Origin of the sequence: Amphritea sp. (assembly GCF_016744155.1) — a bacterium.
In the GTDB taxonomy this organism is placed as follows: Bacteria; Pseudomonadota; Gammaproteobacteria; order Pseudomonadales; family Balneatricaceae; genus Amphritea.
In genome coordinates this window covers 185,376-204,281 of record NZ_JADGEW010000004.1, presented here as the reverse complement: position 1 = coordinate 204,281, position 18,906 = coordinate 185,376, and the positions used below count along the sequence as shown (strand labels likewise).

24 protein-coding genes and 5 tRNA genes are annotated in these 18,906 nt (G+C 45.8%); 18 read left to right on the top strand and 11 right to left on the bottom strand.

What is annotated here, in order from left to right:
- Positions 1–5 precede the first annotated feature (5 nt).
- The 5 genes from QZZ54_RS05850 to QZZ54_RS05830 all read right to left on the bottom strand — a co-directional run bounded on the left by QZZ54_RS05850 (position 6) and on the right by QZZ54_RS05830 (position 548).
- A tRNA-Val gene (locus tag QZZ54_RS05850) sits at positions 6–81 on the bottom strand.
- A gap of 57 nt (positions 82–138) precedes the next feature.
- Positions 139–215: transfer RNA gene (locus QZZ54_RS05845), tRNA-Asp, on the bottom strand.
- Between the two features lie 30 nt (positions 216–245).
- A tRNA-Val gene (locus tag QZZ54_RS05840) sits at positions 246–321 on the bottom strand.
- Between the two features lie 57 nt (positions 322–378).
- A tRNA-Asp gene (locus QZZ54_RS05835) sits at positions 379–455 on the bottom strand.
- Between the two features lie 17 nt (positions 456–472).
- A tRNA-Val gene (locus tag QZZ54_RS05830) sits at positions 473–548 on the bottom strand.
- Positions 549–757: 209 nt separating this feature from the next.
- Between QZZ54_RS05830 and syd the strand changes: the two genes are divergently transcribed.
- Both syd and QZZ54_RS05820 read left to right on the top strand, forming a co-directional pair.
- Positions 758–1,345: a SecY-interacting protein gene (gene syd / locus QZZ54_RS05825; RefSeq protein ID WP_290700140.1), complete on the top strand. Its 588-nt coding sequence runs from the start codon at positions 758–760 to the stop codon at positions 1,343–1,345.
- A 2-nt stretch (positions 1,346–1,347) separates the two neighbouring features.
- Positions 1,348–1,923 carry a YajG family lipoprotein gene (locus tag QZZ54_RS05820; protein WP_290700137.1) on the top strand — a complete coding sequence of 192 codons (576 nt, stop codon included), beginning with the start codon at positions 1,348–1,350 and terminating at the stop codon, positions 1,921–1,923.
- Positions 1,924–1,948: 25 nt separating this feature from the next.
- Here QZZ54_RS05820 and QZZ54_RS05815 read toward each other — a convergent pair whose 3' ends face one another.
- Both QZZ54_RS05815 and msrB read right to left on the bottom strand, forming a co-directional pair.
- On the bottom strand, positions 1,949–2,617 hold the full coding sequence (locus QZZ54_RS05815; RefSeq protein ID WP_290700134.1) for a DNA-3-methyladenine glycosylase I: 669 nt from the start codon (positions 2,615–2,617) through the stop codon (positions 1,949–1,951).
- Positions 2,618–2,620: 3 nt separating this feature from the next.
- Complete coding sequence (msrB, locus tag QZZ54_RS05810) at positions 2,621–3,031, bottom strand: peptide-methionine (R)-S-oxide reductase MsrB (RefSeq protein ID WP_290700132.1); 411 nt, start codon at positions 3,029–3,031, stop codon at positions 2,621–2,623.
- A 164-nt stretch (positions 3,032–3,195) separates the two neighbouring features.
- Here msrB and QZZ54_RS05805 point away from each other — a divergent pair, with 164 nt between their 5' ends.
- The 3 genes from QZZ54_RS05805 to QZZ54_RS05795 all read left to right on the top strand — a co-directional run bounded on the left by QZZ54_RS05805 (position 3,196) and on the right by QZZ54_RS05795 (position 6,024).
- Positions 3,196–4,413: a pyridoxal phosphate-dependent aminotransferase gene (locus tag QZZ54_RS05805; protein WP_290700130.1), complete on the top strand. Its 1,218-nt coding sequence runs from the start codon at positions 3,196–3,198 to the stop codon at positions 4,411–4,413.
- Between the two features lie 154 nt (positions 4,414–4,567).
- Positions 4,568–4,936 (top strand): hypothetical protein, encoded by a 369-nt coding sequence (locus tag QZZ54_RS05800; protein ID WP_290700127.1) that lies wholly within the window; start codon positions 4,568–4,570, stop codon positions 4,934–4,936.
- Positions 4,937–5,199: 263 nt separating this feature from the next.
- Entirely contained in the window at positions 5,200–6,024 is an 825-nt protein-coding gene (locus tag QZZ54_RS05795) for an HDOD domain-containing protein (protein ID WP_290700125.1), read from the top strand.
- A gap of 77 nt (positions 6,025–6,101) precedes the next feature.
- On the opposite strand, the gene QZZ54_RS05790 is transcribed toward QZZ54_RS05795, so the two are convergent.
- Both QZZ54_RS05790 and QZZ54_RS05785 read right to left on the bottom strand, forming a co-directional pair.
- Positions 6,102–6,584: a hypothetical protein gene (locus QZZ54_RS05790; RefSeq protein WP_290700122.1), complete on the bottom strand. Its 483-nt coding sequence runs from the start codon at positions 6,582–6,584 to the stop codon at positions 6,102–6,104.
- Positions 6,585–6,622: 38 nt separating this feature from the next.
- A complete protein-coding gene (locus QZZ54_RS05785) occupies positions 6,623–7,546 on the bottom strand; it encodes a class I SAM-dependent methyltransferase (RefSeq protein ID WP_290700119.1) in 924 nt (307 codons plus the stop codon).
- Positions 7,547–7,709: 163 nt separating this feature from the next.
- On the opposite strand from QZZ54_RS05785, the gene htpX reads away from it, so the two are divergent.
- From htpX to QZZ54_RS05770, 3 genes are all read left to right on the top strand, one after another.
- Positions 7,710–8,594, top strand: coding sequence for a protease HtpX (gene htpX, locus QZZ54_RS05780; RefSeq protein WP_290700116.1), 885 nt, complete (start codon positions 7,710–7,712; stop codon positions 8,592–8,594).
- Positions 8,595–8,865: 271 nt separating this feature from the next.
- Positions 8,866–9,051 (top strand): hypothetical protein, encoded by a 186-nt coding sequence (locus QZZ54_RS05775; protein ID WP_290700113.1) that lies wholly within the window; start codon positions 8,866–8,868, stop codon positions 9,049–9,051.
- A gap of 162 nt (positions 9,052–9,213) precedes the next feature.
- Positions 9,214–9,408 carry a PA3496 family putative envelope integrity protein gene (locus tag QZZ54_RS05770; RefSeq protein WP_290700110.1) on the top strand — a complete coding sequence of 65 codons (195 nt, stop codon included), beginning with the start codon at positions 9,214–9,216 and terminating at the stop codon, positions 9,406–9,408.
- 59 nt (positions 9,409–9,467) lie between these two features.
- Here QZZ54_RS05770 and QZZ54_RS05765 read toward each other — a convergent pair whose 3' ends face one another.
- Positions 9,468–11,714 carry a YgiQ family radical SAM protein gene (locus QZZ54_RS05765; protein WP_290700107.1) on the bottom strand — a complete coding sequence of 749 codons (2,247 nt, stop codon included), beginning with the start codon at positions 11,712–11,714 and terminating at the stop codon, positions 9,468–9,470.
- Between the two features lie 162 nt (positions 11,715–11,876).
- On the opposite strand from QZZ54_RS05765, the gene QZZ54_RS05760 reads away from it, so the two are divergent.
- The 5 genes from QZZ54_RS05760 (at position 11,877) to QZZ54_RS05740 (ending at position 15,094) form a co-directional block, all read left to right on the top strand.
- Positions 11,877–12,047, top strand: coding sequence for an oxidoreductase-like domain-containing protein (locus tag QZZ54_RS05760; RefSeq protein WP_290700104.1), 171 nt, complete (start codon positions 11,877–11,879; stop codon positions 12,045–12,047).
- 13 nt (positions 12,048–12,060) lie between these two features.
- Positions 12,061–12,549, top strand: a complete 489-nt coding sequence (locus QZZ54_RS05755; protein WP_290700102.1) for a thioesterase family protein — start codon at positions 12,061–12,063, stop codon at positions 12,547–12,549.
- 74 nt (positions 12,550–12,623) lie between these two features.
- Positions 12,624–13,595: a hypothetical protein gene (locus QZZ54_RS05750; protein WP_290700099.1), complete on the top strand. Its 972-nt coding sequence runs from the start codon at positions 12,624–12,626 to the stop codon at positions 13,593–13,595.
- Between the two features lie 111 nt (positions 13,596–13,706).
- Positions 13,707–14,153, top strand: a complete 447-nt coding sequence (locus QZZ54_RS05745) for a hypothetical protein (protein WP_290700096.1) — start codon at positions 13,707–13,709, stop codon at positions 14,151–14,153.
- A gap of 137 nt (positions 14,154–14,290) precedes the next feature.
- Positions 14,291–15,094, top strand: coding sequence for a ferritin-like domain-containing protein (locus tag QZZ54_RS05740; RefSeq protein ID WP_290700092.1), 804 nt, complete (start codon positions 14,291–14,293; stop codon positions 15,092–15,094).
- A gap of 201 nt (positions 15,095–15,295) precedes the next feature.
- On the opposite strand, the gene QZZ54_RS05735 is transcribed toward QZZ54_RS05740, so the two are convergent.
- The gene (locus QZZ54_RS05735; protein WP_290700089.1) at positions 15,296–15,838 is read right to left on the bottom strand and encodes a YaeQ family protein; all 543 of its coding nucleotides are present in this window, start codon (positions 15,836–15,838) and stop codon (positions 15,296–15,298) included.
- Between the two features lie 98 nt (positions 15,839–15,936).
- Between QZZ54_RS05735 and QZZ54_RS05730 the strand changes: the two genes are divergently transcribed.
- From QZZ54_RS05730 to QZZ54_RS05710, 5 genes are all read left to right on the top strand, one after another.
- Positions 15,937–16,197 (top strand): YkgJ family cysteine cluster protein, encoded by a 261-nt coding sequence (locus QZZ54_RS05730; protein WP_290700087.1) that lies wholly within the window; start codon positions 15,937–15,939, stop codon positions 16,195–16,197.
- A 72-nt stretch (positions 16,198–16,269) separates the two neighbouring features.
- On the top strand, positions 16,270–17,334 hold the full coding sequence (locus tag QZZ54_RS05725; RefSeq protein WP_290700083.1) for a nucleoid-associated protein: 1,065 nt from the start codon (positions 16,270–16,272) through the stop codon (positions 17,332–17,334).
- A 217-nt stretch (positions 17,335–17,551) separates the two neighbouring features.
- Positions 17,552–17,860: a hypothetical protein gene (locus QZZ54_RS05720; protein WP_290700080.1), complete on the top strand. Its 309-nt coding sequence runs from the start codon at positions 17,552–17,554 to the stop codon at positions 17,858–17,860.
- Positions 17,861–18,050: 190 nt separating this feature from the next.
- Positions 18,051–18,359: a hypothetical protein gene (locus QZZ54_RS05715; protein WP_290700077.1), complete on the top strand. Its 309-nt coding sequence runs from the start codon at positions 18,051–18,053 to the stop codon at positions 18,357–18,359.
- A 193-nt stretch (positions 18,360–18,552) separates the two neighbouring features.
- The gene (locus QZZ54_RS05710; RefSeq protein WP_290700074.1) at positions 18,553–18,858 is read left to right on the top strand and encodes a hypothetical protein; all 306 of its coding nucleotides are present in this window, start codon (positions 18,553–18,555) and stop codon (positions 18,856–18,858) included.
- Positions 18,859–18,906: the final 48 nt, after the last annotated feature.

Below are 18,906 nucleotides of genomic sequence, written 5' to 3'. Positions count from 1 at the left end.
CTTAGTGGTGGGCGTGGAGAGGCTCGAACTCCCGACATTCGCCTTGTAAGGGCGACGCTCTCCCAACTGAGCTACACGCCCACTAAGCAGATGGCTTATCGTTTTAATTCCCAGCCTGGCACTTTCGGCTTTAAGAATTGGCGGAATGGACGGGACTCGAACCCGCGACCCCCTGCGTGACAGGCAGGTATTCTAACCAACTGAACTACCACTCCGCAGTGGTTGAAGCTTTCGCTTCGGCTTAGTGGTGGGCGTGGAGAGGCTCGAACTCCCGACATTCGCCTTGTAAGGGCGACGCTCTCCCAACTGAGCTACACGCCCACTAAGCAGATGGCTTATCGTTTTAATTCCCAGCCTGGCACTTTCGGCTTTAAGAATTGGCGGAATGGACGGGACTCGAACCCGCGACCCCCTGCGTGACAGGCAGGTATTCTAACCAACTGAACTACCACTCCGTTTCTAACGTTCGATTTGGTGGGCGTGGAGAGGCTCGAACTCCCGACATTCGCCTTGTAAGGGCGACGCTCTCCCAACTGAGCTACACGCCCCAAATCGAGAGCCGAATTGTAAGGATTTTGCTTGGCATGTCAAACGTTTATCTTAAATAATTTTCATCAACTCTATACCCCACTGCCCCCTTTAGGGCCGTGAGCCTGAATGCACCGGTATTGATGTTTTTCTGACTCTGATAGACTCAGCTTATTCGATTGGCCTCTATGGCCAATATATAAACTATGCGGTAGCGGATCAGACACCAATGTCACAGAATCTAAGCAATAAAATCGATTCATTTATTGAACAAGCCCTCAACATTCAGCTTAACCAACAAGGCCGCCTCCCGCTAACCATTTATGATACTGAATGGCCTTCTGAATGCTATACATCGACGGTTGAAGAGGGCCAACAGGTTTCTTGGAAACCCGTATTACAAACGGATAACTACAATTTGTGCCACGATATGTTTGATCGCTTAGAACTGGCACTGGAATTTAAAATTCACGAAGACATCAAAACCTGGTTTGGCCGATACTGGGCTGACCCCATTCCTGCTACCTCCCAATGGGGTGATTTGAGCCTAATATTTATCTGGAACGAAAAAGATTGCGAGCGACTCAGAGGGAACCTGTTGGGCCACCTGCTGACTAAGCAAAAACAGAAACGCCCTGCTACTCTATTTTTTGCCTGCACAGAACCTGATGGCGAAAAATTCTTAACTATAGATAACATGACTGGAGAGGTCTGGCTTGAGCAACCAGGCAAAAAACCTGTTATGAAATTAGCAAGTTCTCTGGAAAACTTTTTAGACGAACTGACGCCAAAACCGATCCCCGATTTGGAGCAATAACCATGCGTAAAACAATACTATCGGTCATTACCGGAGCAATCCTTCTATCAGGCTGCAGTACTTTCAATCCTCACCAGGTGTCAGTAGAGCCTCTGCATCCAGCAGTGACAACTCAATCTAGCTTACCCGCCAACCTTCAGATCGAAGTGCGAAGTGAGGACATGCGCAGCTCAAGCGTAATCGGCTATCGTATAAGCCGCTTCAGTGACAGAGCAGAAGTCAACCTACCCCTCCCCGCTACTGAAGCAATTAGACAAGGAGGCCGAATCGCAGTCGTCAAATTGGGAGCCACACCAGTAGATTCATCAAACACTCACATAACCATTAAGCTAACAGATCTTGAATACAGCGCCACGCAAAGCGCTCTGCAAAAAGTTAAACTGAATGCATCAATAACAGTGACCGCAGAAAAGCATGGCGAGAGCTACAGCGGTAATTACAGCACCGACAAAGAGTACCAGTACGCAACAACACCTAAGCTTGAAGATAACCAGAAGATGGTTAATGAGATACTTCTGATGACGATCAGCCGGGCATTTAATGACAGCCAGCTAATCAACTTTCTGGCTAAACCATAGAAAGAAGCGCTCTATCACAGAGAGCTCACCAACCTACCGTATAAGAGAGTAATCGGCTGATGTGCGCCATCGGCCGACCCGATTCCTGCTGCCATTGATTAAAACAGTCCTGCACTTTTTGCAGATCGCGCTTTGCCGTTGGTGCTTTATCTATAATATCCTGCGCTTTCAATGCGGCGACCACATCATCAGTTAGTATAAAAGTGTCTTTACCAATCTGGCGCAAAAAATAAGCCCCCGATTTACCACCTAATTGCTGCCCCTGCTTTTTCAAAAAAGCCCAGAGCCCGGTAATATCGGTTTCCGGCCAGCCCGCAATAAGATTCGCAAAACTCCCATGCTGTTCAGCCTGCTCAGTCACCATCAAAGCATTAGCTCGGACAGACTTAATTTTCCCCCAATGTCGAATTATCTGATCATTCTGCATCAGATTTTCCAGCTGCTCATCGCTCATCAGACTAATTTTAAATGGATCAAAGCCAAAGAACGCCTGTTCAAAAGCAGGCCACTTAGAATTAACTACAGAGTGTCTTAGCCCGGCTCTAAATATACGCAGCTGCATCTCTGACAGAAACCTGTCATCACTAATATTCCGCAGCTCATCTGCCGTCTTAACCTGCGGTAGAAGCGCTTCAACATCCTCACCGGCTTTGTGAGCAACTACATGTTCGTAGATCCAGCTAAAGGTCTTCACTGACTACTTCTCCTCAGGACTAAAATCGATAGACACTGAATTTATACAATAACGCATCCCGGTTTGCGTCGGCCCGTCCGGGAACAGATGCCCCAAATGGGCTCCGCAACTATTACACACGACCTCTGTGCGAGTCATGTCATGGGAGCTGTCATGATTTTCTTTGATATTCTCTGACTCAGCAGGCGCATCAAAACTTGGCCAGCCACAGCCCGCATCAAATTTACTATCACTATCAAATAGCTTTTCATCGCAGGCGATACAACGGTATTCACCCGCATTGAAATGCTGATCATACTTTCCCGTACCAGGGCGTTCGGTGCCCTTTTCACGACAAACATAATATTGCTCAGGAGTGAGCTGTTCACGCCACTGGGAATCAGTTTTTTTTACTTTAAAATCATCATCTGCCATAAAAAACTCCAATACAGTTAAGCTAAACGAAAAGATCTATCTGTTACTGTCCAATAACCACTAAACAGCGTATTATTTCGCCTCTTCGGCAAGCCGTTAATATTCTACTTTTAACCCGCTTACCGATAATAGAATATTAAAGGGAACCACTACAGGATTAATCCATGTCCGTTATCAGAAAATCGAACAAACTGATCAACGTCTGCTATGACATCCGTGGTCCCGTCCTTCAGGAAGCTAAACGTCTGGAGGAAGAGGGCCAACGAATTATCAAACTGAACATTGGCAACCCAGCCCCATTTGGTTTTGAAGCACCAGAAGAGATCGTTCAGGACGTTATTTACAACTTACCATCTGCGCAGGGCTACTGCGATTCAAAAGGTCTGTTTTCTGCCCGTAAGGCGGTAATGCAGGAGTGCCAGAAAAAGGGCATCCCAAACGTTGGTATTGAGGATATATACTTGGGCAACGGTGTCAGCGAGCTGATCGTCATGGCCACCCAGGGCTTACTCAATGACAATGACGAGCTACTTATTCCTGCCCCGGACTATCCACTATGGACAGCCGCCGCAAGTCTATCAGGTGGCAATCCCGTTCATTATCTTTGCGACGAAGAGAAAGACTGGGCCCCTGATATAGACGATATCCGCAGTAAAATTACTGAGCGCACCCGGGGAATCGTTGTAATCAACCCGAACAATCCGACAGGCGCTGTGTATTCAGAATCGGTTCTGCAACAGATCATCGCCCTGGCTGAAGAATTTAATCTGATTATCTTCGCTGACGAGATCTACGATAAGATCACCTATGACGACGCTAAGGCGATACCCCTCGCCTCACTCACCGACACAGTGCTCTGTCTTACGTTTAATGGCTTATCCAAAGCATACCGGGCAGCGGGCTTCCGGTCTGGTTGGATGATAATTACCGGACCAAAACATCAGGCCCGCGACTATATCGAGGGACTGGACATGCTCGCCAGTATGCGTTTATGCGCCAACGTCCCGGCACAACACGCCATTCAGACTGCACTGGGAGGCTATCAAAGCATCAACGAGTTAACTGTCCCGGGCGGACGACTCTACGATCAGCGCGATATTGCGGCACAGAAGATGAATGAGATCCCAGGAGTTTCCTGCGTTAAACCTCAAGGCGCTTTGTACCTTTTCGCTAAACTTGATCCGGAAGTTTACCCTATCAAGAATGATGAGAAGATGGCGCTGGATCTGCTGCAACAACAGAAAGTTCTAATTGTTCAGGGCAGCGGTTTTAATATGCCGGACACCCAGCATTTCCGTTTGGTGTTTCTCCCCAGAGAAGATGAACTCTGTGATGCCATCGACCGCATCGCACTATTTCTGAAAAACTACTCTCAGGAATGATGGTTAAAAAAAAGCGATCACTGTATCGCTTTTTTTATTTCCGTCTCAGGCTCTATACTTTGTAACCTCGCTGTTATAAAACAGACATATACTCTGGCAACAATTTGAAATCGGTTCACCAGAGATAACAATTAACTCACTTCGCGGAAACTGTATGTTTATTAAGATCAAGAAAAATTGCGGTATCTATATGGAACACAATGGCATGGAAAAAAACCATATCATGCCGGTAACCAGTAACTTTCTGATCAATCTGGGTCATGCTGCTGAAATCTCTTTCTATACAATCAAAGAGACCAAGACCCGCTTCGATCTCGAAAACCATAACATTACTATTGCCCCTCACACTCGGGTAATCCATCTCCAAATGGCGTATAGCTATTCGAGTACAAAAGAACGTATTGGCGATTCTAAAGGCAGCCTGGTAGAGCGTAATTTCTACAAGTTCTACTTTACGCCTGAAGAGATGGGCCAGTATGAAGAACTACGCGCTCATATTGAGAAGCACGTACTTAATATCTAATGCCCAGCTTATGAGCTGTATGGTTCTTAACTATAAGCTCAATTTATAAGCTCAAATGCTTTGCTTAAATCATTTAGATTAAGCGTCTGAACATGCTCTTTCTGATCCGGTGCTATCAGCCGGATCAGTAGACCTCCCATAGTGAGTTTCATTGTTGTTGCATACGCGCCATATTCGGCGGAATCTATAGGTAGGCCAAAAATCTAACACTAGAGTTTCTTTCTATAGAAAACTGGTTAGTGTTTATTATCTATGGAGTGGTTATGGAAGTTCGCGAACTATTAGCACAAACACATAAACTACCTAATGTACCCGATATTGTGCGGGAACTGATTCAACAGCTGAACAACCCTAATGCTGATTATGGCGACATCGCTGACAAAGTGATTAAAGACCAGACTCTCTCTCTGAAAATCTTACGTCTGGTGAATTCAGCCCACTTCGGGCTAAGCCGTAAAGTCTCTTCAATTAATGAAGCGGTTGTCATGTTGGGAATGACCCAGCTGAAAACAATGGTTATCGCTTCTGGGATTGCAGGCTCAGTAAAAGAGGTTGAAGGTCTTGATCTTAAGAAGTTCTGGGCTGATTCTTTCAGAGTTGCAGCATTAGCAAAATGGTACGCAGAAAAAAGTAACGATGTTGATCCGGATACCGCATTCACTGTAGGACTCATCCACAATATCGGTCGGCTCCTGCTACATATCACTAAACCAAAACTGGCGGAAGCGATTCAAGCGTTGGTTGAGCAATCTGACTGCAGCCGTTCTGATGCTGAGATGGAACGACTAAGCTTCACAACCCCTGAAGCCGGTCAGGCGCTATTAGCGCTTTGGCAATTCCCAGCAAACCTCGGCGACACTGTACGCTACCACAGAGAGCCAATGACCGCAGAGACACCTTCGTCTCTATGCGCAGTGCTACATATCGCTTGTTACATTAATGCTTCTATAGGGAAACAGCAGCCTCTGGAAGAAGTTATCGCGATGTTCCCTAAAGCGGAAGCAGAACTGGCAGGACTTCCGGCAAATATTGCGGTCGTCTCTGAAGAGGCGCTGCAGATAGAATCTGGCCTGGATGGACTGATCTGAAGAATCTCAATCATTTCACAAAAAAAGGCAGCCTGAGCTGCCTTTTTACTTTTTATAATTCCACTAAAGGGCTCTGCTTATGGCTCCGCAGTATATTTCACGCTACGAATAGCCTGGAGAATATGGTCTACATCAGCCATCGCCCGATGCCTGCGTAACTGAGCCTTACAAACAAAGCGATATTGTATCAATTCTTCGGGACTCAACACCTCAGATAACCCAATCAACCTGAACTGCATCGTCCGCTCGGTTGCCTCAAATAAACGACGAAGCCAGAAACTATCGAATTCCCAGGCATCACTAACAACATCCTGCCCTTGCAGGGCAGCATTAAGACGGTCACAAGCCTCAACTGCTGTAATACCTTTCTGGCTAAGCTCAATACGGCATAGACCATGCATCTCTTCGGCGAAGTCATCCCAAAAGGTCCATTCAGAGACAGAACCCGGGTCTATCAAAAAGTTATCACATCCTTCTGACATACCTTTCCATGCAACTTCTATCGGATAGGAGCCTGGCCCTAAGCCACTGGCTTCCAAATCCAGGCAGATCAAATTCATTGCATTCCTATCCACATTAACACTTTCCATTCAGGCGCTTATTGCGCCTTTCGAAATAATAGAACCTTGAGCGCTTGCTCTTCATCCTGGTCCGGAAAATCTTCTGGGTTTGCAATTCGTTCAATAAACACAAACTCAGGGCAGTTCTCTTCGACAAGCCCAATCAAAAAATCGCTGTCTAGCTGGGGCGAGTTAAGGCATAAAAGCACTTCAGCCAGATCTTTTGTCAACTCAGGCAGCCGCCTCAACACTTTACGATAATCGCTAGTGGCAACAAAACTGCCCTTTTGAAAGCTCGGTGGATCTATCACAACCAGATCATAAGGCCCTTCACGCTTAAGCTTACCCCAGGAACGAAACAGATCATGGGAGAGAAACTTTACCCTTTCCATCGGATGCTGATTAAGCCGGTGATTTTCTCTACCAGTATTAAGCGCCCCGCGGCTCATATCCAGATTAACCACCCGCTCGGCACCCCCGGCAATCGCCGCAACTGAAAAGCCACAGGTATAAGCAAACAGATTAAGTACGCTCTTGCCCTTGCTATGCTCTTTAGTCCAGCGGCGACCCTCTCGCATATCAAGAAACAGCCCACTGTTCTGATTTTTTAGTGGACGAACCTGGTATCTAAGCCCCAGTTCCTCCACCTGTAACAACTGTTCAGGGTCAACATCGCTATTGTTCCACAGCACTTCAATACAGTTTTCTCTACGGTATCGATGCTGCACAACGAGCACATCGGGCTTCAGCTCATTATCCAGCTGCTGAAAGTACTGATTCAGCTGCTCAATTAGTTCAGGTGGATGCTCTGTAAACAATCGAATAATCGCCACCGGCGGTAACAGATCGATAACCAACTGTTCGCAACCGGGAAAACAGCGTCCACGACCATGAAACAAGCGCCGCACTTCACCTGGCGCACTCGCTAACTGCGTTGAAATTGAGTCAAAAATAACCTGCATGAAAAATCCGTTTGCATCATCACTTCGTAAAGAAGTCGCGATTATAGTGATCTGCCTATCCGCGGACCAGTTTTTTATCCCTAAGATGGTTAATGCAGTTGAAACTTAATCTCATCGCCTATATCTATATGATCAATGTAATTAAATATGAGCACTCACTATTATGATGCGAATCGGTCTTTTCCTGCTAACCAACATGGCGGTTATCCTGCTGGCCAGTGTAGCCTTGAGTTTTTTTGGCGTTGGCTCCTCTCTTCAGGCTAACGGTATAGATCTCGATCTTGGAAACCTGCTGATTATCTGCTCGGTGTTCGGTTTTGCGGGATCGATAGTTTCTCTTCTGCTATCAAAGTTTATGGCAAAAAAGGGTACTGGAACCGAAATCATTACTCAGGCAAGAAACGCAGACGAACAATGGCTGCTGGATACGGTTAAAGAACTAGCCGACAAGGCACAGATTGGTATGCCTGAAGTTGGCATCTTCCCTGCTCAACAGGCAAATGCCTTCGCCACCGGCTGGAATAAAAACAATGCACTGGTTGCCATCAGCATAGGACTGCTTCAACGCTTTCGTAAAGAGGAGATCAAAGCGGTTCTTGCCCATGAGATCGGTCACGTCGCCAACGGTGACATGGTTACCCTGGCCCTGATCCAAGGCGTCGTAAATACCTTTGTCATGTTCTTCGCCCGTATTATTGGCCACTTTGTCGATCGTGTGATTCTCAAAAATGAGCAAGGACACGGCCTTGGGTATTTCATTACCACTATCGTAGCTCAGATTGTGTTAGGCATCCTTGCCTCAACAATTGTCTGCTGGTTCAGTCGCCGAAGAGAGTTTAAAGCCGATGAAGCAGGCGCTTCACTGGCATCTCCCCATGCGATGATTGGAGCCTTGCAACGCCTCAAAGCCGAATACAACGTCCCTGACCAGATGCCTGAGACCTTAACCGCCTTTGGTATTAGCAGTCACATGAAAAGCGGCATGATGGCTCTGATGGCCTCTCACCCACCATTGGATGATCGTATAGCTGCTTTGCAAAACCGTTAACTGCATGCTTGTTTAAAAAACGCCCTGATGGGCGTTTTTTTGTTTTTAATACCTAGCATTTATTTTGTATTTTGCCATTTTTTAATCTCGAAAAAAATTCAACACATCCTCCTGTTTCATGCAAAAAAAATCATTTTACCCAGGAAAATATTGACCCATAATCAGGATAGACACGAACCGGCAAGACAAGCAGGTTTGATCATATGTTTAATCAGTACTGGCTAGTTTGATCTGCGTATTATTCAGCCATTTGCATGTGAAGAGCGAAATCATGACAGAAAAAGAAGAGACTACTGTCGATCCCCTCGATATCGATGAAGAATCCCAAGACACTGAGATCGAGATGGGTGCCATAGAAAAGCAATATTGCTGCGATATAGAGAAACGTAAGCGTATTGAGAAGCTTAGAGAGGAACGCGAACTTAATCGTGAACTGCGTGAGTTCTATGATGACTGAGCTCTATGACAAATAAGAGCAGCTAACAGCTGCTCTTTTTAATGCCTGACACAGATCGCTGATGCATTTCTGTTACTAAACTTTAACCAATACGTCATCTGAATTTCATCTACAAAGGTTTTTATTGACCTAACAATAAAACGCAACCATTGGAACCTATGTATGAGCAGCAAAATTCGTCTGGATGACCTGTCAGTTGATGATCTGAGTGATATCAACAGCGATCTCTATAGCGACCCGGCACCCAAACGTAAAAAACGAGATAACCGTAAAAAACCTAATCGTCAGATGATTGAAGATTACATGGAAGAACGATCTCTCAAACGCAGCATAATCGAATCTTACGATATGCTTTAAGGCAAGCTCTGATACCCCTACGAAGCATCAGAGTAATGTCTTTCAATCGCTATTGTGTTTTAACGCTGCTGTTTTTTAATACTACTTTGCCCTGCACCTTTGCGCTTTTTACCCTGGCGCGCAGCAGCCGTTTTTTTCCCCCGCACGCCGGCTTTTGACATCGGTGTCCCTTTGTTAAGTGGCTTGGACCTTGCGCCGTTATCCCGATGCTTAGGCTCCTCTTCCGGCGTTACCAGCTGCCCTGGACGAGTACCGATGAGATCTTCTCGCCCCATCTCTTTCAACTTCACCCGTAAAGCGGGCCAGTTTTCCGGATCATGGTAGCGCAACAGCGTTTTATGAGCTTTTCGCTGATCTTTATCCCGAGGGATATAAAGGGTCTCGCTCTTATAGGTTATCTGTTTCAGAGGGTTTTTCTCTGAATAATACATCGCCGTCGCCAAAGACATTGGTGAGGGGTAGAAATTCTGTACCTGATCCACTTTGACATCATTGTCTTTCAGCCAGAGCGAAAGGCTAAGCATATCTTCATCTTCACAGCCGGGATGAGCCGCTATAAAGTAAGGAATCAGGTACTGTTTTTTACCTGCCTCACGGGAGAAACGATCAAACATTTTTTTGAAATCATAATAGGTATCCATCCCCGGCTTCATCATCTTACTGAGCGTATTCTGTTCGCTATGCTCAGGTGCAATCTTCAAGTAACCGCCTACATGATAAGTTACAAGCTCTCGCACATATTCCGGGTCTTTTACAGCAAGGTCATAACGTAAGCCGGAAGCGATAGCAATATTATGAATCCCTTCCATCTTCCTCGCCTTACGGTACAGCTGGGTAGTCGGGCTATGATCAGTATCCAGGTTTTTACAGATGACCGGATACACACAGGAAAGCTTACGGCAGTTAGACTGAATATCATCATCGTTACAGTTGAGAAAATACATATTTGAGGTCGGACCGCCAAGATCTGAGATAGACCCGGTAAAGCCTGGTACTTTATCCCGTATATCCTCAATCTCGCTCAAAATCGATTCATGGGAACGGCTCTGGATAATTCGTCCTTCATGCTCGGTAATAGAGCAAAAAGTACAGCCACCAAAACATCCGCGCATGATATTGATCGAAAAGCGGATCATGTCATAAGCGGGAATTTTATCCTTGCCGTAGTTAGGATGAGGAACCCGCTGATAGGGCAAACCAAAGACGCCATCCATCTCGGCAGTTTCCAATGGTATCGGGGGGGGATTGACCCAGATCTCCCGGTTACCATGCTTCTGAATCAATGCCCTGGCGTTATGCGGATTTGATTCCTGATGTAGCACCCGGGATGCGTGGGCATACAGTGACGAATCTTTGGCGACTTTTTCAAAGGATGGGAGCCGGACATAGGTGGTCTCAGCATCAAGCTTTTCTTTGCGCTTTAACGGCATTGGAATAATACGTATCGGAGCTACGTGGTCATCTTCAGACTGCGTATTAACCGAACTATCAGCACCGCAACGCTTATTTGTCGGGTCTAGTAGCTTATCGGCACCGCTCTGATCATTACCAAAGTCGTATGGATTGGGTAGCTTATCTATATTACCTGGCCAGTCTATCCGGGTAGAGTCCAACTCGACAAAACCTGCAGGCGGTTGCTGACGTATATGCACAGTACCGCGAAGGTGCCCGAGTTCATCCAGACTCTTGCCAGCAGCAAGTCCATGACTCAATTCAACAATGGCCCGCTCAGCGTTGCCATAGAGCAAAATATCAGCCGTCGCGTCCATCAAAACAGAGCGACGCACTTTATTACTCCAGTAGTCATACTGTGCAATACGCCGCAGACTGGCTTCAATACCACCCAGCACTACCGGCACATCGGTGTAGGCTTCTTTACAGCGCTGACTATAAACGATTACCGCCCGGTCCGGACGCTCCCCTCCTTTCCCCCCTGCGGTATAAGCATCATCATGGCGCATACGCAGATCAGCCGTATAACGGTTAATCATAGAGTCCATATTACCCGCGGTAATACCAAAATAGAGATTGGGCTTTCCTAACGCCATGAAAGGATCAGCGCTGCGCCAGTCTGGTTGGGCAATAATTCCTACCCTGAAGCCCTGCGCTTCTAACAAACGTCCCATCACGGCCATACCAAAACTGGGATGGTCGACATAGGCATCACCAGTTACGATAATGATATCGCAACTATCCCAACCCAGTTGTTCCATCTCTTTGCGACTGGTTGGCAAAAAAGGTGCGATACCGAAGCATTCAGCCCAGTAACGAGGATAGGAAAACAGATCAGGTGCAGTTTTTTTCATGGGGGTTCAGCGAGACTACTTATTTCGAGGGCCTTTATTGTCGCAGAAAGCGCCTCTGACAGGTAGTAAAAAAGCGGCCTACGACTGAGGTTTACTGGGCGACAGAGTAAAAACGCAGTAAAATAGTCGGAATTAAATCAATCAAAACTATTAGGACGATACATGAGTACAGAAAAACCCACGCCGCCCGCTGATTGTGAATGCTGTGAAAGTGGATGTACTCCCTGTGTTTGGGATACTTATTACGAAGAACTACAGGCTTGGAATGCAAAGCAAAAAGCATCTAAGGAAGCAGAAAAGCAAAAAACTGAAGCTGAAACTGAAGAACGTTAATTCGAGGTCTCCTATGTCCGATAAAGCCCCCGTTATATATCGCACTCAAATCAAACAAGAGTGGCTGGATTATAACAACCATATGAATGTTGCTTACTATGTGTTGATTTTCGATTTAGCCGGCGTTGAGCTGGTCAGTCAGTTGGGGCTGAGTGAACAGGTCACTGAGGCTACCGGCATCTCCTGGATGGTATTGGAGAATCACATAACCTATAACAATGAAGTCGTACTAGGTCAGCCAGTAGAGATCCGTTGCCAACTCATAGATCATGATACTAAGCGCCTGCACCTCTACTTTGAGATGTACGCTCAGGCTGACGACGGCTCAGAATACCTTGCTTCAACACTGGAACAGATGGCTATGTGCGTTGATCTCAATAGTCGCAGCAGCTGCGAGTTTCCAGATACGATAGCGCTAACGATCAACAACATGGCAGAGCAACAATCCAGCATCACTAAACCGACTAATATCGGACGAAGAATCGGTATTCGCCGCCGATAAGGAGGTAACCTCCCCTTACCTCTGCGGTAAAATAGGTCTAAGCTACTGCCTTTTTTATGCGAGCAGGAGGCAGCGTGGACAAAGATACACTGGAGAGAGCAGCCCAACGGGGCATCATCTCTCAACAACAGCTTCAGCAACTCATCGCTTTTAGTACCGCTGAAGATACAGATGAACCCGCCGGAGAAGAGCAACTACGCTTCGTGCGTAATTTCGGTGATCTATTTATCACCTTAGGGGTATTGTTTGTAACCTTCTCTGTCGCGGCGATGGATCTGACTCAGTTACAGTGGTTACTGCCAGCGGCGCTTTTTCTTGGCGCTGCAGAATGGCTTGTGCGTATTCGTAGGCTGGCACTACCAGGCATCGCCATCCTGATATCCACACTCTATTTTATCGGTAAAGCTCTGGGCATTTCTGAGTTTGAAACGGCAAGCCTACAGTTTCTCAGCCTCAGCGGTTGTTCCTTCTTGTTTTACCTACGCTACCGAATGCCTTTCAGTCTGTTGCCTGTCGCGGCAGGGCTGGTCGCCGCAACAGTCAGTACTGTTGGTATTGATATGTTCAAACATCAGATACTTTTCACTGCGCTTGGACTGATTGTTTTCATCTCAGCAATGAGTTTCGATGCCCGCGACCGAAAACGCCAGCTACGTGCCAGTGACTGCGGATTCTGGCTCCACTTACTGGCGTCTCCTCTGATCGTCCATGGAATGATGACTACGCTTCTGTTCAGTCAAACGGGACTACTTGAGGCGGGCACTAACCGCGAGATCGCATTGCTACTGTTCTTCACAATATTCCTGCTCACCGCGCTCTTTGTGGATCGTCGTGCGATGCTGGTATCAAGTCTTTCATATGCGATCTACGCTATCTTTCAGGTCGTCAGCAGTAATCTTCTTGATAGCAGCAACCTGCCACTGATAATTTTCATCGGTTTTGGCGTATTTATCGTCCTGTTTGGCACCTATTGGTACAAATTGAGACGATTAATCTTCGGGGTACTTCGCGGCAGCTGGCCTGCCCGATTTGTGCCTGAGCTATAGCTGTACACAGGCTGAATCTGACAGGGTTTTAAGCTGAAAAATGATCCACTAGAAAGCGACTCGTCAGGCTTCTGGATAGACTAAAATTTAACTCAGAGATGAGGTTAAATTATGTATTATCTAAGAAGCCTGTTATTTATTTTGTGCTGCCTTCCACTGACCCTTCAGGCAGATAGCGATATCCGTATCCATGGGGGCATCACTCTCGACACCGGCAATCTACGCCTATATATCAGCGACCGTCAGTTCAGTAGCCACCTTTACTTCGACCGCAACCATTTCTATAACGACCGATTAAGCAACAGATCAGATCGATATAGATCGCAGCGTCACTATCGAAACAGTGATCATCGTAGTTATAATAATCGTAGCGACAGAAAACATCGTTATAATCAACATAAGCAATATAGAAAGTATTACTCCCATAATCGCTATGAAGGCTCTGGACACAACCGCCATTTCAATAGCAGCCGCCACAGTCGACAAATAATTATCCGTGACTCCCGACATTATGATTATCGAAAATTTCGTCATCAGCGCTCATACAATCATTGGTAATTAATTTGCTTTGATCAATGTTCTCTCTTCCTGCTGAGGACAGCGCGATTCATATCATAAAAAGATCATCTCCCTCTCCAATGTAAACCTTCCAGAAGGTACAATTGCTGCAAATTTTTTATCGAGCTGGTATTCCTTTGCAAAATCTATACGAACAAACGAAACAGGCTTTCCTTACTGCGGACCCTGATCTGAAGATCGAACAGACCCGGCAGGTTGTCAGCCGCTGGAATGCCGGAGAATTGAAATGGCTAGAGGGTACAGCACCGGAACTACTCAACCAGCCAGGGCGACTCGATACACCTGAAATAGTAGCGCCTAGCAAAGTTAACAAACGTAAATTTGGTAAAGAGGAAGGCCGGGCTGCTCTAATTCATTCATTAGCACATATTGAACTGACAGCGGTTAATCTGGCACTGGATTCAGTTTACCGTTATAGGGATATGCCCAAAGAATTTTATGCTGACTGGATACAATGCGCCGGGGAAGAAGCCAATCACTTTATCGCGCTGCGTGGTCGCTTGCGGGAGATGGGCTATGACTATGGAAGTTTCTCTGCCCATGGAGAACTCTGGAGTATGGCCGTAGACACCGGTGGCGATATGCTCGAACGAATGGGTATTGTTCATCGGGTGTTCGAGGCCCGAGCACTGGATGTCATTCCCAAAGCAATTCAACGTTTCGATCAGCTAGGTGATAAGAAAATGGTGGAGATTCTTACCATGATCGCCAATGAAGAGGTTGGACATGTCAGCTCAGGCACCCGCTGGTACCATTATCAATGCGCAGAGCGCCAACTCGATCCCAATCAGACTTTTATCGACCTGCTCTGGAAATATATGAACGGGCCCGTGAAAGGCCCGTTTAACTATGAAGCACGACTCAAAGCGGGGTTCACCAAACAGGAGCTGGCGATGATGGAAGCGATGGAAAAACGCTAATCGACAAACATATAAAGCTACCCAATTTGGGAAATTATTAAGCTAATGCTCAGGAAGATTTATTGCACCAAACTCAATACCGTATAAACTGATAACTATCCGGGCCCTTCTCAAACCGACGCAGGTTCTTTCCAGCAGGAACTTACTTACGCAGCAGGGCCCGGATCACTTCACCCTATATCACTGTTTTTTTTAGCTTAATTATTTATCAACTTGAAGCTCTACGGCTTTCAAACTAAGGTGATTAACGTTATCACTCAGATACAGTTCACCATCACTAATCGTCAAAGACAATTGCATAGAACGGCTCACAAAACTTTCTAACTGATCTACATCGCTGTCTTCAAATCGGAATACAGTTACTTTTGGCAGATCGGAAAGAGCCTGCCCCTGCTTTTCCCACCAGACATCAACCTCTCGACCATACGCATAAAGGGAAATCTTCGGTGCCCTGCTCACCGCTTTTCGTATACGATCCGGTGAAGCTTGTCCTAGCTCGATCCAATGCTCAACTTGACCGTCGAGCCCTACCTGCCAGAGTTCAGGTTCATCAGTACTGGATAATCCTCGGGTAAAACTCAAGTCCTGGTGGTAGTTAATACCGTAAACGAGCAAGCGCACCATCATCCGCTGAAGTGTTTCAGAGGGGTGTTGTGCCAACGTCAGATTACAGGTTTCGTAGCAGTGCCGATCAGTATCACTCAGCTGTAGTTCTACTTTATAGATGGTTGGCTTCAGGGCCATGCAAATGTGCCTTTTATTGATATGCTTATGTTGATGAGCTTATATTGGATAGCAAGCAGCGCTATTATAGCGGTTTAAACACGGGAACATATTGTTATATGAAATGCCGTTCAGGTTGCGCTGCCTGTTGTATCGCGCCACATATCAGTACACCAATACCCAATATGCCCGAGGGCAAGCCGGCAGGTACTCCCTGCATCAATTTAGATGAAAATCTGAACTGTCGTATCTGGGATACGCAAGACTATCCACCACTGTGCCGGGCTTTTCTTCCCAATGAAGAAGACTGTGGTGAAAACCGGCAACAAGCGCTTATTATTTTGACCCAAATGGAGCTGGATACAGCCCCCGATATTTGATCAGCTCTCTGAATAAGCTACACTTGCGCGCTACTATTATGAACAAACCAAGTCACAACTGGAACACGCCCTATGGATCTTAAATTTCTAGCTATCCGCGAACTGATAAAAGAAGCTGACGACAGCGTTGCAACGATCAGTGAAAAAGGTGGACCGTTAGACGTTTCTGATCCGATGGCACAGCAACTTTTCAATGCACTAGTGACTGCTTATGGTCGACGCTCAGCGCTCACTCATGGATCCTTCAACCAGGAAAACAGCGAAGGCTACCCTTTCATCTCTGGATTTGAGAGTTTCATAAAAGGCCAGGCAGACGAAGACAAATTTCTGCATCTCTGCGATCAGGCATTAGCTCAACTAGCAGCTTCGCTGCAACAACCCTCTGCACGGTCAGCAACCGGCGGATACGTGATTTTTATCTACTATTCCTCTGATGTCTTTGATTATCTGTTAATCGCTCTGGTCCGGGATAAAACCGGCGTTGCATTCGATGAAGAGCTAAATCCAACCAAAGTGATCGAAGTCGATCTTGAAAAATTACATCAGGCAGCCAAAATAAACATCACTACCTATAAAGAAGACAGCGATAGCTATCTCAGTTTTATCGGTACCCGCCAACAAGGCAATATTACCCATTACTTTTCTAATGCATTAGGCTGTACCGATGTTGTACCTTCAAAGAAATCCACATCAGATCTTATCCGTGCCAGCGAAGATTTTTGCCAGCGCCATCACCTGCAGGAAAAGCAAGATGAAATAGTGGAAGATGTCGTTAGCTATTTGTCACGCCAACGGGAAGACAGACAGTCTGCCTACCTCCCAGACGTTGAGAAAATATTTGATGGTCATCTTCCCCCAGAACAGGTTGAGAAAGACTCTGGCACCTTTAGTAAATTTGCGAACTCTGAAGACTATCAAGTGAGCCAGGAGTTCCAACCCCATACTAGTACGATAAATACCTATACCCAGCTTAAAACCAAAATGGATAACTGGCAGCTGGACTTTGCACGCCGTTCTCTGGGACATCTGCATACCAATAGCGAAATTGAGTTTGATGCACAAACTAACTCATTACGTATTAATCGCCTCTCCACCAAAGTGATCGAACAGCTGAAAGAGGCACTGGATATCAGTTAGAGCAGCAGCGACGGCTCTGTTACCCACCCCTGCCCCCTAATAGGGGGCAGCAGATTATCTCCTTATTTTAGTATCGTCACCTTAATGTCACATCACACTGATAACCTGCAGTTGATAAACAGTTTTTTTGTGCGATGCACAAAAGACTTGACGTGAGCGTCAATATATCTAAAATAGATTTCATTGTGCACTGCACCATTAATCTCTGGAGACTACCATGATCAACACTAACATCGATTTCAAAAAGCCTTTCGAATCTGCTCAAGCTCTGATGGCGCTGCAAACTGCTGCTATCACTAAGACTGTTGAACTGCAGAAGAAAGCTGGCGAAGATCTGGCCGCTTTCTTTCAAACTGAAGCTGTTAAAGCTCAAGAACTGAAAACTCCTGAAGAGTTCATCAAGTTCAACGTTGATTCTAGCAAAGCTCTTTTCGAACTGATGAAGACTCAAGGTGAAGCTTTCACTTCTCTGACTAAAGAGTCTGGTGAAGAAGCAATGGCTGAAATCCAGAAGATGGCTAGCTAATCTAAGCCTCTCCAATAAGCCCGGTAGTGAAAACTACCGGGTTTTTTTTCGTCTGAACCCTAGTATTCATCGCCTATCCAGAGCCACTTAAACATTTATTGTGCAGTGCACAATAAATGTTTGACTTCCCTCTCGATAAGCATACAATAGCTTTCATTGTGCACTGCACCATTAATCTCTGGAGACTACCATGAACAACACTAACATCGATTTCAAAAAGCCTTTCGAATCTTTTCAAGCTCTGATGGCGCTGCAAACTGCTGCTATCACTAAGACTGTTGAACTGCAGAAGAAAGCTGGCGAAGACCTGGCTGCATTCTTTAAAACTGAAGCAGTTAAAGCTCAAGAACTGAAAACTCCTGAAGAGTTCATCAAGTTCAACGTTGAATCTAACAAAGCTCTTTTCGAGCTGATGAAGACTCAAGGTGAAGCTTTCACTTCTCTGACTAAAGAGTCTGGTGAAGAAGCGATGGCTGAAATCCAGAAAGTTGCTAGCTAATCTAAGCCTCTTTCAATAAGCCCGGTAGTGAAAACTACCGAGTTTTTTTTCGTCTCAGCCATGCACTTACGTTACATTCAGCACTATTTTTAATTTTATTGTGCAGTGCACAATAAAATTAATTGACTTCTCTGATGGAATGCATAAAATAGACCTCATTGTGCACTGCACCATAACTTACTGGAGAAACACCATGACTAACACTATCGATTTTCAAAAGTCTTTCGACTCTGTAAAAACTCTTATGGAAATGCAAGCTGCTGCCATCACTAAATCTGTTGAACTGCAGAAGCAATCTGGTGAGCAACTTGCTGCTTTCTTCAAAACTGAAGCTGAAAAAGCTAAAGAACTGAAGACTCCTGAAGACGTAGTTAAATTCAACGTTGAAGCTAACACTTCTTTGTTTGAACTGTTGAAAGCACAAGGCGAAGCATTCACTTCTCTGGCTAAAGAAGCTGGTGAAGAAGCGATGGCTGAAGTTTCCAAGATAGCTAAGTAATTATCACTTAGTTCCCTTTAAGCCCCGCTCTTGCGGGGCTTTTTTTTA

Coding starts and splice junctions, on each gene's coding strand:
- QZZ54_RS05745 (WP_290700096.1), top strand. CDS start 13,707: ATGTATTATCTAAGAAGCCTGTTATTTATTTTGTGCTGCCTTCCACTG.
- QZZ54_RS05760 (WP_290700104.1), top strand. CDS start 11,877: ATGAGTACAGAAAAACCCACGCCGCCCGCTGATTGTGAATGCTGTGAA.
- htpX (WP_290700116.1), top strand. CDS start 7,710: ATGATGCGAATCGGTCTTTTCCTGCTAACCAACATGGCGGTTATCCTG.
- QZZ54_RS05725 (WP_290700083.1), top strand. CDS start 16,270: ATGGATCTTAAATTTCTAGCTATCCGCGAACTGATAAAAGAAGCTGAC.
- QZZ54_RS05715 (WP_290700077.1), top strand. CDS start 18,051: ATGAACAACACTAACATCGATTTCAAAAAGCCTTTCGAATCTTTTCAA.
- QZZ54_RS05805 (WP_290700130.1), top strand. CDS start 3,196: ATGTCCGTTATCAGAAAATCGAACAAACTGATCAACGTCTGCTATGAC.
- QZZ54_RS05735 (WP_290700089.1), bottom strand. CDS start 15,838: ATGGCCCTGAAGCCAACCATCTATAAAGTAGAACTACAGCTGAGTGAT.
- QZZ54_RS05720 (WP_290700080.1), top strand. CDS start 17,552: ATGATCAACACTAACATCGATTTCAAAAAGCCTTTCGAATCTGCTCAA.
- QZZ54_RS05790 (WP_290700122.1), bottom strand. CDS start 6,584: ATGAATTTGATCTGCCTGGATTTGGAAGCCAGTGGCTTAGGGCCAGGC.
- QZZ54_RS05820 (WP_290700137.1), top strand. CDS start 1,348: ATGCGTAAAACAATACTATCGGTCATTACCGGAGCAATCCTTCTATCA.
- msrB (WP_290700132.1), bottom strand. CDS start 3,031: ATGGCAGATGATGATTTTAAAGTAAAAAAAACTGATTCCCAGTGGCGT.
- QZZ54_RS05770 (WP_290700110.1), top strand. CDS start 9,214: ATGAGCAGCAAAATTCGTCTGGATGACCTGTCAGTTGATGATCTGAGT.
- QZZ54_RS05795 (WP_290700125.1), top strand. CDS start 5,200: ATGGAAGTTCGCGAACTATTAGCACAAACACATAAACTACCTAATGTA.
- QZZ54_RS05730 (WP_290700087.1), top strand. CDS start 15,937: ATGAAATGCCGTTCAGGTTGCGCTGCCTGTTGTATCGCGCCACATATC.
- QZZ54_RS05710 (WP_290700074.1), top strand. CDS start 18,553: ATGACTAACACTATCGATTTTCAAAAGTCTTTCGACTCTGTAAAAACT.
- QZZ54_RS05775 (WP_290700113.1), top strand. CDS start 8,866: ATGACAGAAAAAGAAGAGACTACTGTCGATCCCCTCGATATCGATGAA.
- QZZ54_RS05755 (WP_290700102.1), top strand. CDS start 12,061: ATGTCCGATAAAGCCCCCGTTATATATCGCACTCAAATCAAACAAGAG.
- QZZ54_RS05785 (WP_290700119.1), bottom strand. CDS start 7,546: ATGCAGGTTATTTTTGACTCAATTTCAACGCAGTTAGCGAGTGCGCCA.
- QZZ54_RS05765 (WP_290700107.1), bottom strand. CDS start 11,714: ATGAAAAAAACTGCACCTGATCTGTTTTCCTATCCTCGTTACTGGGCT.
- QZZ54_RS05800 (WP_290700127.1), top strand. CDS start 4,568: ATGTTTATTAAGATCAAGAAAAATTGCGGTATCTATATGGAACACAAT.
- syd (WP_290700140.1), top strand. CDS start 758: ATGTCACAGAATCTAAGCAATAAAATCGATTCATTTATTGAACAAGCC.